Annotated in this window: 9 protein-coding genes and 1 tRNA gene; 5 read left to right on the top strand and 5 right to left on the bottom strand. The window is 70.6% G+C overall.

Annotation, left to right across the window (positions count from 1 at the left end; translation table 11 throughout):
* Positions 1 to 40: 40 nt before the first annotated feature.
* Positions 41 to 1,231 (bottom strand): peptidoglycan-binding protein, encoded by a 1,191-nt coding sequence (locus SCNRRL3882_RS25670; RefSeq protein ID WP_010047976.1) that lies wholly within the window; start codon positions 1,229 to 1,231, stop codon positions 41 to 43.
* A 199-nt stretch (positions 1,232 to 1,430) separates the two neighbouring features.
* Between SCNRRL3882_RS25670 and SCNRRL3882_RS25665 the strand changes: the two genes are divergently transcribed.
* The 5 genes from SCNRRL3882_RS25665 (at position 1,431) to SCNRRL3882_RS25645 (ending at position 11,006) form a co-directional block, all read left to right on the top strand.
* Positions 1,431 to 1,504 (top strand) — tRNA-Lys (locus SCNRRL3882_RS25665).
* A gap of 140 nt (positions 1,505 to 1,644) precedes the next feature.
* Entirely contained in the window at positions 1,645 to 2,358 is a 714-nt protein-coding gene (locus SCNRRL3882_RS25660; protein WP_010047977.1) for a FadR/GntR family transcriptional regulator, read from the top strand.
* A 324-nt stretch (positions 2,359 to 2,682) separates the two neighbouring features.
* Entirely contained in the window at positions 2,683 to 4,689 is a 2,007-nt protein-coding gene (locus SCNRRL3882_RS25655; RefSeq protein WP_010047979.1) for a glycosyltransferase family 2 protein, read from the top strand.
* The gene (locus SCNRRL3882_RS25650; protein WP_010047982.1) at positions 4,686 to 6,626 is read left to right on the top strand and encodes a kelch motif-containing protein; all 1,941 of its coding nucleotides are present in this window, start codon (positions 4,686 to 4,688) and stop codon (positions 6,624 to 6,626) included. Before SCNRRL3882_RS25655 ends, SCNRRL3882_RS25650 begins: the two co-directional genes overlap by 4 nt.
* A 168-nt stretch (positions 6,627 to 6,794) precedes the next feature.
* Positions 6,795 to 11,006 (top strand): trypsin-like peptidase domain-containing protein, encoded by a 4,212-nt coding sequence (locus SCNRRL3882_RS25645; protein WP_010047984.1) that lies wholly within the window; start codon positions 6,795 to 6,797, stop codon positions 11,004 to 11,006.
* Here the strand turns inward: SCNRRL3882_RS25645 and SCNRRL3882_RS25640 are convergent.
* From SCNRRL3882_RS25640 to SCNRRL3882_RS25625, 4 genes are all read right to left on the bottom strand, one after another.
* The gene (locus SCNRRL3882_RS25640; protein ID WP_029181751.1) at positions 11,003 to 12,037 is read right to left on the bottom strand and encodes a glycoside hydrolase family 6 protein; all 1,035 of its coding nucleotides are present in this window, start codon (positions 12,035 to 12,037) and stop codon (positions 11,003 to 11,005) included. The genes SCNRRL3882_RS25645 and SCNRRL3882_RS25640 overlap by 4 nt on opposite strands.
* 332 nt (positions 12,038 to 12,369) lie before the next feature.
* On the bottom strand, positions 12,370 to 13,047 hold the full coding sequence (locus SCNRRL3882_RS25635; RefSeq protein WP_010047990.1) for a class F sortase: 678 nt from the start codon (positions 13,045 to 13,047) through the stop codon (positions 12,370 to 12,372).
* 2 nt (positions 13,048 to 13,049) lie between these two features.
* Positions 13,050 to 13,820 (bottom strand): hypothetical protein, encoded by a 771-nt coding sequence (locus SCNRRL3882_RS25630; protein ID WP_010047993.1) that lies wholly within the window; start codon positions 13,818 to 13,820, stop codon positions 13,050 to 13,052.
* A gap of 119 nt (positions 13,821 to 13,939) precedes the next feature.
* Positions 13,940 to 14,719 carry an HAD-IIA family hydrolase gene (locus SCNRRL3882_RS25625; protein WP_010047994.1) on the bottom strand — a complete coding sequence of 260 codons (780 nt, stop codon included), beginning with the start codon at positions 14,717 to 14,719 and terminating at the stop codon, positions 13,940 to 13,942.
* Between the last annotated feature and the right edge of the window lie 148 nt (positions 14,720 to 14,867).

Genomic DNA, 14,867 nt, shown 5'->3' with positions numbered 1-14,867 from the left:
TCCGCGCCAGATGCGTCACAACGGTGATAGGGCCGGGGGCCTACGAGAAGAGCCGCCGCCAGGTCTCCGGGCCCGGGTAGCCGTCGGCCGCGCCGCCCCGCCAGCCCTGGGTGCGCTGGAAGGCCTCGACGGCGCGCCGGTCCGCCTCGCCCCAGCGCGGCCCCGGCCCGGCCGGGTAGAACCCGCCGAACCCCTTCCGCACGAGCTGCCTTCCCAGCTGGGTGACGTAGGGGTTGCTGGCGCCGGGCCGGAACATCGCCCGCCCCGGGTAGCCGGGGACACCGTGGGAGGAGGGCGGCGGCCCGACCGCCCCGGCCTCCACGCCCTTGCCGCCGGCCCCGCGCGCGACGAGGATCCGGCCGAGCAGCGTGACGTACGGGCGGTGCGCGCCGGGGCTGAAATACGCCGCTTCCGGGCGGAGTGCGGCGGCCGGTGCGCCCGGTGTCCCGCTGACCGGTTCCTTGCCGGGTGCGGTCCCCGGTTCCGTCGCCGGCTCCTCCGAGGTGACGCCCTTGTACCGGTAGGGGACGTACCGGTCGGAGTCGTTCCAGTAGGCGTACGGGGTGGTTCGCCGGCGGGTGTGCGGGCGGGTCTGCTCATAGGCGGTGTAGTAGGTGTGCGCGGCGTTAGTCCAGCCGCCGAAAATGACGACGTGCGAGCCGCTCTCCGGGTCGGACCTGTTGTGGAAGAGCAGGATGTCGCCCGGCTGGAGTTCCTCCTTGGAAATCCGCTCCCCGTATTGGGCGAGGTTGCCCGTCCATTCGTTTCCGGGCAGCTTCCAGGCCATCGAGACATAGCCCGAGCAGTCCTGCCGGTAACCGTCGGACCAGTACGCGTTCATGCTGTACGGGACCTTCGCGGCGACCCAGGTCTTGGCCCGGTTGATGATCTCCGTACGGGTGATGGCGGTGGGCTTGAGAGGGACGGAGGGCGTCGCGGTACGGCCGCCGGGGCCGTACAGCGGGGCCGTGCGGCCCTGGGGGGTGCCGGGCTCGTCATCTGCGGAAACGCCGGGTCGGTGGGGTGCGTGCGGGGCGGCCGCGGCCGGTACGGCGTGACCCGCGCCGAGCGCCGCCGAGGCCGCGGCGGCCAGGGCGAGGGCGCGGTGTGCGGCCGGGTGGGCGGTGGCGCTGCCGCGCCAGGAATGCGGCAGGACGCGGCGCCAGTGGACGCATCCGGGGCAGTCGCAGTCGCTCGCGGGGTCGAATTCCTCGAATACCGGAGACTGCATGCGATTCCCCTCACACTTCCGACGGAAAATGCCGAGCCCGTACCCGTCCGGGCGCGCGTCGTCAGTTTCTCAACTGTCATCCACACGCGCATGCTGACGGTCCGAATGATGTACTCGGCGCGGTACGGGAGCCTTCCCGGGGCCGCGCCCGGTGGTCCGGAGCACCTCCCGGCGTCCTGTAGAGTTACGTCGTCAGCGCGCGCCGCTAGCTCAGTTGGTTAGAGCAGCTGACTCTTAATCAGCGGGTCCGGGGTTCGAGTCCCTGGCGGCGCACCGACCGGAAGGCCCCTCGCGGAAGCGGGGGGCCTTCTTGTATCCCCGAGCTTGTGTCCCTGAGCTTGTGTCCCCGAGGGCCCTCCCTCCTTGTGGCCGGAACCCGGCCCACCGCGCGATTGGCCGGATACCCTCTCGCCATGGCAGCGCGTGACCTCCAGGAGCGGATCAAGAAGCTCATCATCGACCGCCGGCTGGCCTCCGGGGCCCCGCTGCCGACCGAGCCCGAGCTGATGGAGTACCTCGGCGCGAGCCGGAACTCGGTGCGGGAGGCGCTGAAGGCGCTCCAGGCCATGGGCATCGTGGAGATCCGGCACGGCTTCGGCACCTACGTCGGCCCGATGTCCCTGGCCCCGATGATCGAGGGCCTCGCCTTCCGCACGGTCGCCGGGCACTACCGGGGCGAGGACTCCCTGCTCCAGCTGCTGGAACTGCGGGAGGCGGTGGAGACCGGGCTGGTCTCCCGGCTCGCCGGGCGGATACCTCGAGCGGACCTCGTTGAACTGGACGGGCTCGTCGACCGTATGGAAGAGCAGGCCGCGCGCGGAGCCGGTCTCGCCGAGACCGACCGGGCCTTCCACGCCACCCTCTACCGAGGGCTGGACAACGTGCTGCTGAGCGAGGTCCTGGAGGCGTTCTGGGACGCCTTCCACCGGGTCCGCACCGACCTCGGCGGCGAGCCGCAGGACCCGAAGGTGACCTGCCGGCAGCACCGGGAGATCCTCGACGCGGTCCGGTCCGGCGACTCGATGCGGGCGGAGGATGCCATAAGAGAGCACTTCGGGAACATCCGCGCCCGCCTGTCCACAACGACTCCACAGGGTCCCCACACCCACCACAATGAACGCGTATGACCGGTAAACACCGCGTTTCGCATCTTGCGATCATGATGAACGCCGTAGAACCCTGGTTTTCTGGTTTTTCAAGATGCTGCGGTTTCGCGGCAGTTGGGGGGATTCGGAGCCGGTTGCGGGCTGGGCGGGAGTAGGGGCCCCGTTCGTGAAGCGATGCCGAGGGGGGCATCATGCAACCGGAAGGTCGCGTTGCCGTGTCTATAAGGTGTGGATGACGTGGTGACAGCGACCCACCACTGATACGTCTGTGAAGGTCGAGGGGGACCTCTCGCAGACGGAAGGAAGCGACGAAACACGCGGTGTCCGCGTGTGGGGGGATGACTCATGACGTCGAGGCCGACGGGCGCCCGACAGCAGGACCACGACCCGTCCCAGACCACCCAGCTCAGGGTGCCGGCGCATCGGATGAGCACCACGGGGACATTCCGGCGGATCAAGAAGACGCTGCCGCGATACGACTACGAGCACTACAGCCGGCTCGCCGGTCCCCTCACCCAGCCTGATCGGACCAAGCCGTACAGAGTGCAGTACCGGTCGCTGATCTCGCAGGAACCGCACCGGCTGAGAGTCGCGCTGATGCTGGCCGCGGCGCCGGTGCTGTCCCTGGTGCTGCTGGTGTGGCTGCTCCAGCCCGAGCACTGGACCGAGCGCGACTACCCGGCCTTCGACTGGCTGCCCGCGCTCGACATCGTGATGCTGGTCGCGATCGGTCTGATCGAGTTCTTCCGCTGCATGAACGTGGTGTCGAACGCGCACGCCACGCTGGTCGCCCGCGACCCGATCCCGGTGGTCCCCGAGACCGGCACCAGAGTGGCCTTCCTCACCTCCTTCGTGCCCGGCAAGGAGCCGCTGGAGATGGTGACGAAGACCCTGGAGGCGGCCGTCAGGATCCGCCACCGGGGCCTGATGCACGTGTGGCTGCTCGACGAGGGCGACGACCCCGAGGTGAAGGCGGTCTGCGAGCGCCTCGGCGTGCACCACTTCTCCCGCAAGGGCGTCGCCAAGTGGAACCAGGCCAAGGGCCCGCACCGCGCCAAGACCAAGCACGGCAACTACAACGCCTGGCTGGAGGCGCACGGCGACGACTACGACTTCTTCGCCTCGGTCGACACCGACCACGTGCCGCTGCCCAACTACCTGGAGCGGATGCTGGGCTTCTTCCGCGACCCGGACGTCGGCTTCGTCATCGGCCCGCAGGTCTACGGCAACTACGACAACCCCATCACCAAGGCCGCCGAGTCGCAGCAGTTCCTGTTCCACGCGCTGATCCAGCGCGCGGGCAACCGCTACGGCTCCCCGATGTTCGTCGGCACCTCCAACGCCGTGCGCATCAAGGCACTGAAGCAGATCGGCGGTCTGTACGACTCGATCACCGAGGACATGGCGACCGGCTTCGAGATGCACCGCCACAAGAACCCGGCGACGGGCCGCAAGTGGCGCTCGGTCTACACGCCGGACGTGCTGGCGGTCGGTGAGGGCCCCAGCGCCTGGACGGACTTCTTCACCCAGCAGATGCGCTGGTCGCGAGGGACGTACGAGACGATCCTCAAGCAGTACTGGAAGGGCTGGTACTCGCTGCCGCCGAGCAAGCTCTTCAACTACACGATGATGATCATCTTCTATCCGATGTCGGCCCTGAACTGGATCCTGGCGGCGCTGAGCTGCTGCCTGTTCCTGGGCCTGGGCGCCTCGGGTGTGAACATCGACCCGGCGGTCTGGCTGATGCTCTACGGCAACGCCTCCGCGCTGCAGATCGGCCTGTACGTCTGGAACCGCCGGCACAACGTCTCGCCGCACGAGCCGGAGGGCTCCGGCGGTGTGGCCGGCATGGTGATGTCCGCGCTGTCGGCGCCGCTGTACGCGAAGGCGCTGATCGACTCCGTGCTGCGGCGCAAGAGCAAGTTCGTGGTCACGCCCAAGGGCGACTCGGCGAGCCCGGACCGCTGGTTCGGGACGTTCCGCTACCACTGGTACTTCGTCGCGATCTTCGGTGCGTCGATCGCGGCCGGCTTCGTCTTCGGCCACTCGCACCCCGCGATGATCATCTGGGCTACGTTCGCGCTGCTGATCACCGCCTCGCCGGTCTTCGCCTGGCGCTGGCAGCTGCGGCAGGACGCGAAGAAGCCCGCCGCTCCCGCCGTGGAACAGCCGCAGGACCCTGCGGGCCCGCACCGGACGCAGCCGCTGCCCATCCCGCAGCAGCCGTCGGCGGCGCACGCCCCGCAGCACAAGCCCAGTTGGGCCGCCACCCCTGGCTCAAACGGGGAGGTCGGGGGAACCGACCAGACCATGCAGATCGCCCTTGGTGGACTTGGGGGACGTAAGGAATGAACGACCGTGCAGGCCGCCGCCGGGCCCGTCGACTCGCGATCGGCACGGCGGTGGTACTCGCGCTGGCCGGGATGAACGGGCCGTGGCTCTACCGCTTCAGCACCGAGAAATACCACCAGTACACAATCAACAAGCCGGAGTACAAGGCCGCGAACGGCAAGTGGGAGATCATCGAGTTTCCCGAGGAGTACCGGCAGAACACGATCCACGCGGCGCTGCTGCGCACCGGCAAGGTGCTGCTCGTCGCGGGGTCGGGCAACAACCAGGACAACTTCGACGCGAAGAAGTTCGACACGCGCATCTGGGACCCGGTCAAGGGCACCATCAAGAAGGTCCCGACGCCCGCCGACCTGTTCTGTACCGGCCACACCCAGCTCGCCAACGGCAACCTGCTGATCGCGGGCGGCACCAAGCGGTACGAGAAGCTCAAGGGTGACGTCACCAAGGCCGGCGGCCTGATGATCGTCCACAACGAGAACCCGGACAAGCCGATCACGCTGCCCGCGGGCACCAGGTTCACGGGCAAGCAGAACGGCAAGACCTTCGTCTCGAAGGACCCGGTGCTCGTGCCCCGCGCGAAGAAGGTCTTCGACAAGGCGACCGGCAAGTTCCTGCGCAACGACCCCGGTCTCGGCCGGATCTACGTCGAGGCGCAGAAGCGGGGCCAGAAGTACGAGACGGGCACGCAGGACAACTACCGCGTGCACGGCCTGAAGGGCGCCGACGCCAAGAACACCTACGGCATCGCGCAGAAGCTCGCCCTCGACAAGAAGGACTTCCAGGGGATCCGGGACGCCTTCGAGTTCGATCCCGTCGCCGAGAAGTACATCAAGGTCGACCCGATGAAGGAGGCCCGCTGGTACCCGACGCTCACCACCCTGAGCGACGGGAAGATCCTCAGCGTCTCCGGCCTCGACGACATCGGCCAGCTCGTCCCCGGCAAGAACGAGGTCTTCGACCCGAAGACCAAGAAGTGGAGCTACACGGGCAAGGTCCGGCAGTTCCCGACCTACCCGGCGCTGTTCCTCATGCAGAACGGCAAGGTCTTCTACTCGGGTTCCAACGCGGGCTACGGGCCGGACGACGTGGGCCGTGAGCCTGGCGTGTGGGACGTGGACACCAACAAGTTCACGAAGATCCCCGGCCTGAGCGACCCCACGCTGATGGAGACGTCGGGCACGGTGCTGCTGCCGCCCGCGCAGGACGAGAAGTACATGGTGATCGGCGGCGGTGGCGTCGGCGAGTCCAAGGAGTCCAGCGAGAAGACCCGGATCGTCGACCTGAAGGCCGACAACCCGCGCTTCGTGGACGGCCCGTCCCTGGACAAGGGCACGCGCTACCCGAACGCCTCGATCCTGCCGGACGACAGCGTGCTGATCTCCGGCGGCTCGGAGGACTACCGGGGGCGCGGCGACTCCAACATCTTCGAGGCGCGGCTCTACGACACGGAGAAGAACGAGCTCCGTCGGGTCGCCGACCCGCTGGTGGGCCGCAACTACCACTCCGGGTCGATCCTGCTGCCCGACGGCCGTGTGATGTTCTTCGGCTCGGACTCGCTGTACGGCGACAAGGCCAACACCAAGCCGGGCGAGTTCGAGCAGCGCATCGAGATCTACACGCCGCCGTACCTCTACGGCGACGGGGACCAGCCCTCGCTGTCGGGCGGGCCGCAGACCATCGAGCGTGGCGGGACCGGTACGTTCACCTCGTCTGACGCGGCCAAGGTCAAGAAGGTCCGGCTGATCCGCCCGAGCGCGGCCACGCACGTCACGGACGTCGACCAGCGGTCGATCGCGCTGGACTTCAAGGCGTCCGGCGACAAGCTGACGGTGACCGTGCCGGAGAACCGGAACCTGGTCCAGGCGGGCTGGTACATGCTGTTCGTGACGGACGACCGAGGCACGCCGAGCAAGGCGCAGTGGGTCAAGGTGCCGTAGCGGTCGGCCGATCGGCTTTTGGGGCGCCCTCCGGTGTGGAGGGCGCCCCTTTCGTTTCCCCGTCGGAAGGGCGTTGTCGGGAAACGTGCTTGACGTGTGCACGCGCTCTGGTGTGCTCTCGGTACGAGATCGGCAACGTGTGGTCAACGGTGGCGGGGGAAACGGGAGATGACCGAGTCGACCACGTCGGACCCGGTGGCCGAGGAGGTCCTGGCCGCCGCGACCGTCCAGGTCACGGGCACGGACGGGCACATCGGCGGCCTGGGGGTGCTCATCGCGCCCACTCTGGTGCTGACCTGCGCCCATGTCGTCCTGGAGGCCTCGGGGCGGCCGGCCCGTCAGGAGGAGCGCCCCGACGGCCCCCTCGGTGTCCGCCTGGTCCTTCGCGAGGGCGAGCCGGCGGACGCCGTCGTCCGCGACTGGGTGCCCGTACGCGCGAACGGCACCGGGGACGTCGCCGTGCTGTCCCTGTCCCGCCCGCTGCGGGAGGCCCGGCCGGTCCTGATGGTGGCGCCCCGGGACGTCTGGGACCACAGAGCCATCGCTTTCGGACTGCCGAGGGACGACACCGGCGGCGGCTGGCACACCGCCCGGCTGCGCGGCCGGACCGGCACCGGCCGGCTCCAGATGTCGCCGCTCGACGGACAGTCGGACCCCATCCAGCCCGGCTTCAGCGGCTCCGCCGTGTGGGACGAGGACCTCGGTGCCGTGGTCGGCATCGTCGCCTCGATCTCACCGGCGCACCGGGGCCAGAGCTTCTGCATCCCGACCCGCACGATCCTCGACGAACTCCCGGACCTGGCCGAACTGCTCGCGCCCTCCTCCCCCTTCCCGGGCCTGCGCCCGTACACCGAGGAGCACAGCGCGCACTTCTTCGGCCGGGACGAGGACGTCACCGCGGTCGTCGACCTGCTCTGCCCGCACGGATCAGCGCCCGAGGGCTGCGTGACCCTGACCGGCCCCTCCGGCTCCGGCAAGTCCTCCCTCCTCATGGCCGGCGTGCTGCCCCGCCTGAAGGAGCGGGACGTGGAGGTCGTCACCCTGCGCGCGGAAGGCGGCCTGCCGGACGCCGCCTCGGTCGGACAGGCCCTGCGGGACCACCGGTCGTCTCGCGGACTCGTGCTGGCCGTCGACCAGGCCGAGGCGCTGCTGCTGCGCCCCGAGGAGGAGCTGCGCGCCCTGGTGGACGCCCTCCTCGACGCCGGCCGTCACCCCGGAGTGGCGGTCCTGGTGGCCCTGCGGACCGACTTCCAGGACGCCGCCCTGCGCCACCCGGAGCTGTCTCGCCTGGTCGGCGGGGCGCCCGCGCACCAGCTGGGCCTGATGACCCGCGAGCAGCTCACCGAGGTGGTCCGGCTGCCGTTGCGGGCCTTCCCCGGCGTGGAGTACGACAGCGGACTGGCCGACCGGCTCATCGAGGACGCGGCGGGCCGCCCCGGCGCCCTGCCCCTGCTCGGCTTCGTCCTGACCACCCTGTGGGACCGGCAGGTCGGCGGCCGGCTCCGCCTCGACACCTACCGCGAACTCGGCGGCCTGGGCGGCGTGCTGAGCAGCAGGGCGACCTCCGCGTGGAAGCGGGCGTTGCGGGGCGCGGCGCCGGATGCCGCGGCCGGGCTGCTCCGCGCGCTGATCCAGGTCCCGCCCGGCAGCGGCACGGCCCTGCGCGCCCGGCTCGCCCGCCGCGACGCGGGTGAGGAGCAGTGGGCCATCGCCCGCGAGCTCGCCGAGGCCCGGGTCCTCGTCCTGGGCGCGGACCCCGACCGCGGAGAGACGGTCGAGCTGGCCCACGAGGCCCTCATCGAGCACTGGCAGCCACTCGCGAAGCAGCTGGAGACCGACCGTACGTTCCTCACCTGGCGTGGCGAACTGCGCTACGACCGGGCCCGGTGGTGGCGGGCAGGGCGGCCGGACGGGCTGTTGCTGGAGGATCCGGCACTGTCGGTGGCGGAGCGAATGCTTGCCGAGCGGTGTGCCGAACTGACGGAGGAGGACCGCGAGTTCATCCGGGCGAGTGTCGGGCTGCGGGACCGTAAGGAACGCGAGGCCGCGCGGTCCGAGCGCCGGAAGCGGTACCTGCGGATGCTGTGGGCGGTGGTCACGGTCCTGGCCGTCGTGGCCGCGACGGTGGTGTCCGTGCTGTATCTCAATCTGCTGAGGGAGCAGCGGCGGTTGGCTTCGGACCGGTTGGCGCAGCAGGCCGCGAGTCTGGACGGGACGTCCTTGACCGCCTCCTCGCTGTATGCGGTCGGGGCGTATCGGGCCGAGGCCCGGCCGGACGCCCGCTCGGCGCTGCTCGCGCAGTATCTGCGGTTGCAGGACGTGGAGCGGGTGGTGATGGAGGGGCGTAACGACGTCGAGGACGTTGCGCTCACGGACGACGGGTCGTTCGTGTATGCCGTGCTGGGCAACGGTGACTATGTGCGGCTGGACCTACGAGGGAAGAAGACGCCTAAACCACACCTTTTCTCGAAACGGCAGGATACTGAGCGGATCGCCGTATCGGCCGACGGGCGGAGGGCGGCCCGGGCGAGCAACTGGGGTCTGATCTCCCTCGGCGTACCGACTTCCTCCGACTCCGACAAGTTCCGGACCATCGCCCTGCGCGAGGGCGAGGCTGTGAAGAAGAACCCGCGCGCGCCCAACGACCTGCGCTTCGACGGGGACAGGAAGCGGATCCTCGCCGCGATCCCCCGCGAGGGCGTGCTCGTGTGGAACGCCGACGACGGCCGCCGCACCGGCCGCACCCTCGTCCCGCCGCGCGGCTGGGACGCGGCACAGGCCTGGTTCGCCACGGACGACACGGTCGTGGCGCGGATCGTGCCCTCCGGAGCGGAAGCGGACGACGTACGGGGCCGGCTGGTCTCCTGGGACCTTGACCGGGGTTCGCTGCACCGCCCATGGGACGAGCGCGCAACCGCCTCCGCGACGGTCAGCGGCAACGGGCGCGTCCTCGTCACCTGCACCGAGCAGGGCGCACTCGAAGCATGGCGGCTGGGCACCAGCCCGCGGCGCTTCCAGAGCTGGAGCAACAGCAGCTTCCAGGGGCTGTGCCCGCTCTACACGCCCCGGCTCGACGCGACGGGCCGCTACCTGATCAATCCCACCGGGCGCATCGGCACCGACCTGGGCCGGATGCGGTTCCTCGTCCTCGACCTGGAGAAGGGCTGGCCGGCCACGTTCGACACCCCCGCCGCCGCTCCGGAGGACCAGAACATCACCGGCCGTGGTTTCGCTCCCCCGGTCGCCCTGGCCGGCCCGCCCAACGACCTGCGCGCCGTCGTCGGAGTCGGCGGCAGCATCGTCACCGTACGCGTCAAGCCGCCCACGTCCTTCGACACCAACGCCCTGCTCAACCGCATCCGCACACCGGACGGGCCGAGCGGCAGGATGGCGGTCGTCGACTCCCAGGGCACGGGACTGCAGTTGTGGAACCTGGCCGACCACCGTCTCCTGGCGACGGCGCGACCGTCCCGGCCGCTGGCCCGTATGTACGCGGCCTTCAGCCCGGACGGACGGCGGATGCTGACCATCGCCGAGGACCAGCGCACCGTGCTGGTCTGGCGCATCGACGGCTCTGCCCTCACAGAGGAGCACGTCCTCGAACTGCCCGCACCCGACGGCATCACGGCGTCCGGCCCGGACCCCACCACGGGGCTGGTCCCGTCCTGGATCAACCTGAGCTTCTCCGACGACGACCACGCCGTCATCTCGGGACTGTCCTACGTCTCCCGCTGGAATCTCGACACGGGCAAACCGGACGGCGAGATCTTCCGGCCGCCCGTCCAGGACCGCGCCCAGCTCGCCAACGAGGCGGCCGGCACCTTCGCCACCGCCATACCGGGGAAACCGCAGGCGGTGGTGCGGACGGTGGCCGAGATCGGCGTCTGGGACTTCACCACCGGTGAGTTCAAGAGGTGGATCGATAGGGAGGAGGAGCACCGGTCGGTCCGGTCACTGGCCCTTTCCCCCGACGGCAGAATCCTCGCCGTGCAGTACGCGGGCGGCCGAGTACAGCTGTGGGACGTCGAGAAGAAGCGAGACCTGCCGACTCTCACCACCAGCGGCGTCTACTACCTCGGCCGCTTCCTGGGCGACCGCCTGCTCCACACGACCACCGCCGCCGGTGAACAAGTCGTCTGGGACATCGGCGAGCGCCAGGACACCTACCGCTACCACGTGGGCTACGGCTCGGTCCTCTCCCCGAGCACCGACGGCAAGTCGCTCACGATCGTCGACGGCTCCCGCACCCCGGTGATCCCCCTCGAACCCGAACGCTGGATGGACCGGCTGTGCACCCTGGCACAACGGGAGCTGACCGAGGCGGAGAAGGAACTGGCCGTAGACCCCGACCAGGTCGAGGACGTCTGCCCCGGCTTCTAGGAACTCGCCTTCGCCAGCTTCAGCGCATAATCCGCCCACCACTGGCCCGCCTTCGGCCCGCCCTTGCACTCGCCGTCCGACTCGCCCGGCCGCTTCACCCACAGGTACGCGTCGACCAGCGGGTCCGCCGTCTTGGTCGTCGGCGTCTCGCCCAGCGCGCGGCCCGGCGGGTTGCACCAGCGTTCGTCCGGGCTGCCCTGGGTGTAGGGGCCCTTGCCGTTGCGGCTGGTGTCGATGACGAAGTGCTTGCCTCCGACCTTGGCGGAGAGCTGCTTGCCGTAGGCGATGGAGTCGTCGGTGGAATAGAAGTTGGAGACGTTGACGGAGAAGCCGTCGGCCTGCTCGATGCCGGCCCGCTTCAGCGGCTCGAAGATCTGGTCGGGGTTCTGCCAGCCGGCGTTGCCCGCGTCCAGGTACACCTTCGTGTTCTTCAGGGACTTCAGCTTCGTGACCGCGCCCTTGAGGAGGTCGTAGCGCTCCTCGTGGAACTGTTCCGGGGTGCAGCCGTCCACCAGGTGCAGCAGCGCGTCCGGTTCGAGGATGACCGTGGCGGAGCGGTCGCCGATGCCCGCCGCCACGCCGTCGAGCCACTCGCGGTAGGCGTTGCCGTCGGCGGCGCCGCCCTGCGAGTACTGGCCGCAGTCGCGGTGCGGGATGTTGTAGAGGACGAGCAGTGCCGTACGGCCGGCCTTGTCGGCGGCCTCGGTGAAGCCCCGGGTCTGCGCCTCGGGGTCGTCCGGGCCGACCCACTCGGCGACCGGCTGCTCGGCGATCTTGCGGATGTGCTCCGCGTCCTGCTTCTTGCCGGCCTTCTCCAGGGCGGCGACCTGCTGAGCCGCCGTGCCCTGCGGGTTGACCCAGAACGGGGCGGTGTCCTTGGGCTGCTGTGTGATCCCGGCGCCCGCGTCGGCGCCCGGCTCCGATCCGTCCCCCCCGTCGGACGAACACCCCGTGATCAGCAGTGCCGCCCCCAGCACCACTGCGGACATCCGCCTCCCGGCGGACGCCCCTGCCCCCCTGCTGCCGTACATCCAACTCCCCCTTGGGTGCACCGTTCCAAGTCTCAATCCTGACATACGTCCCTCGACACCCACGAGGCCGAGGCCACCTGCACCGATGACGCAGAGCCACCGTATCGGGACTTGGCGTTATTCAACCTCTAGGCCCGGGCGGCCCTTTGGTTCTAGAGTCTTCTCAGCAGGGCCCGGCCTCCGGCCAGAGTTTCACCCACCGTGGCTCCCGTGGCCTCCCGCGCAGCTCGCCGGGTCACTCCCGCAGCCCGTGCGCGCGCGGTCGAGGACCGGCCCGGTCGGCGACTTCAGGGGGAGCGGGTCGTCGACCGGGTTGGGTGGGCGCCCGGCGTCTAGAGGCCGGTTCCCGTCAGGTACGCCGACACCACCACGTTCGCCGTGTAGCTGCGGGTCGTACGGTCGAAGCTGCCGCCGCAGGTGACCAGCCGCAGCTCGGCACGGCCCGACTCGCGGGGCCCGTAGGCCTGGTGGGCGTCGAAGCCGTCGCGGGTGAGGACCTGGACCGACTCGACGGTGAACTCGGCGACCTTGGCGTCGGCCCGGAACACCCGGATCGTCTGGCCCGGCCGCATGGCACTGACCTTGTAGAAGACGGCGGGCCGGGTGTCGGTGTCGACGTGACCGACCATCAGCGCGGTCCCCGGTGCCCCGGGTGCCACACCGCCCGCGTACCAGCCGACCACGCCCGGCTGGTCGTACGGCGGCGGATCGAGCGCGCCGCGCGCGTCCAGGCCCCGCGCGACCACGGGCGCCTGCACCCCGAGCCCGGGGATGTCGACGCGCTGGGGCAGTGCGTCGCCCAACGGGCGGTGCTCGGGCGGCAGTTTCACGTCCGGGGGCCGTCCGGCCGCCGCCATGTCACCCGTGGTGGGAGCGGAAATGCCGTGCCGTACGTCGGTCACCTCGCGGCCCCACAGCCACAGCCCGAGCAGCAGCGCCACCCAGGCCACGCCGGCCAGCAGGCGGCCGGTGCCCGGGGAGCGGCCCTTGATCCGGTCCTGTTCGGACATGGTCAGTCCGTTCCACGGCTCCGGCGGACACCGCCCAGTGCGACGACCACCGCGGCCACGCCCGCGAGGACCAGACCCGTCACCCCCTGTGCCGTACCGGGACCGGCCCCCCGGTCCTCGGCGGCGACGCGGTCCGCCGCGCCGCCGCCGCCCGCCTGCACCGGGGCCACGGGCGAGGCGTGCGCGCCGGGCCGCCGGGAGGCGGGCTGCCGCCCATCGCCCCCGGGCTCGGACCGCTGCCCGTCCTCGCCGGGCGCGGACGACTGCCCACCGCCCTCCGGCACGGGTTGCCGCCCGACGGTCCCGGGCGCGGGGGGCCGCCCCGCGGTGCCGGGTGCCGGCGGCTGTCCGACCGTCCCGGGTGCGGGCGGCTGCCCGCCGGTCCCGGACACGGACTGACGCTCGTCCGTCCCGGAAGCCGACTGCCGCCACCCCTCGCCCACTCGTTCCCGGACGGTGAACGTGCCGGTCCGTTCGGCGTCCCCGCAGGCGACCTTCACGGCGTACGTCCCCGCGTCGAGCGTGGAGCGGACGCGGCTCTCGCCGACGAGTTCACCGTCGCTGACGGTGAGCCGCGCGTCCGCGACGAACGCCGCCGAGCGGGCGACGGCCGTCCTCTCCGCACAGTCGGTCACGCGGAGCGTGACGTCACTGCCGGGCGCGGGGGTCGCCGGGGTCACCGAGACGTCCCCCGCGTCCACCGCGTACGCCGCCGGGGTGAGGGCGGCCGCGACCAGGACGCTCGTACAGACAGTGACTCTCAGGGAACCCATCGTGAACCTCCAGACGCCTGGAGCCTCCCCCGCACGGTGGGCCACCGCATCCTCAGGGACGCGGCCACTGCTCCGTACGGGTGGCGACGGGTTTGGGCTCCGGCCCGCTGCCTCCCGGCTCAGACCCGGTCGACGAGGTCCGCGATGGAGTCGACGACCTGCGACGGCCGGTACGGGAAGTCCTCGACCTGCTCGGGCCGGGTCAGGCCGGTGAGCACCAGGAACGTCTGCATCCCGGCCTCCATGCCCGCCAGTACGTCCGTGTCCATGCGGTCGCCGATCATCGCGCTGCTCTCGGAGTGCGCCCCGATGGCGTTCAGCCCGGTCCGCATCATCAGCGGGTTCGGCTTGCCCGCGAAGTACGGCTTCTTGCCGGTCGCCTGGGTGATCAGCGCGGCCACCGCGCCGGTCGCGGGCAGCGGGCCCTCGGTGGACGGGCCCGTCTCGTCGGGGTTGGTGCAGATGAAACGGGCGCCGCCGAGGATGAGCCGCACCGCCTTCGTCATGGCCTCGAAGGAGTACGTGCGGGTCTCGCCGAGGACGACGTAGTCCGGCTCGTGGTCGGTCAGGATGTAGCCGATGTCGTGCAGCGCGGTGGTCAGGCCGGCCTCGCCGATGACGTACGCCGATCCGCCCGGCCGCTGGTCGTCCAGGAACTGGGCGGTGGCCAGGGCCGAGGTCCAGATGCTCTCGATCGGCACGTCCAGGCCCATGCGGCGCAGCCGGGCGTGCAGGTCGCGCGGGGTGTACATCGAGTTGTTGGTGAGGACCAGGAAGGGCTTCCCGGACTCGCGCAGCTTCTTGAGGAAGGCGTCGGCGCCGGGGATCGGTACGCCCTCGTGGATGAGTACACCGTCCATGTCGGTGAGCCACGACTCGATGGGCTTGCGGTCTGCCATGTGCGGGATCTCCTGCCGTACGCGTGCCAGCGTCCGCCTTGGTGCCAGGCAGCCCCAGCCTAGACAGTGGCCGGATCTTGGGGAATGGCCCGCTCACGGCGTCCCGACAGGCGGGACGCCTCGGTCGGGTCCGCCGCCTCGGTCGCGT

The sequence above is a fragment of the Streptomyces chartreusis NRRL 3882 genome (assembly GCF_900236475.1).
Classification (GTDB): domain Bacteria; phylum Actinomycetota; class Actinomycetes; order Streptomycetales; family Streptomycetaceae; genus Streptomyces; species Streptomyces chartreusis_D.
The sequence above is the reverse complement of the archived record's forward strand: the minus strand, read 5'-3'. Positions and strand labels throughout refer to the sequence as shown.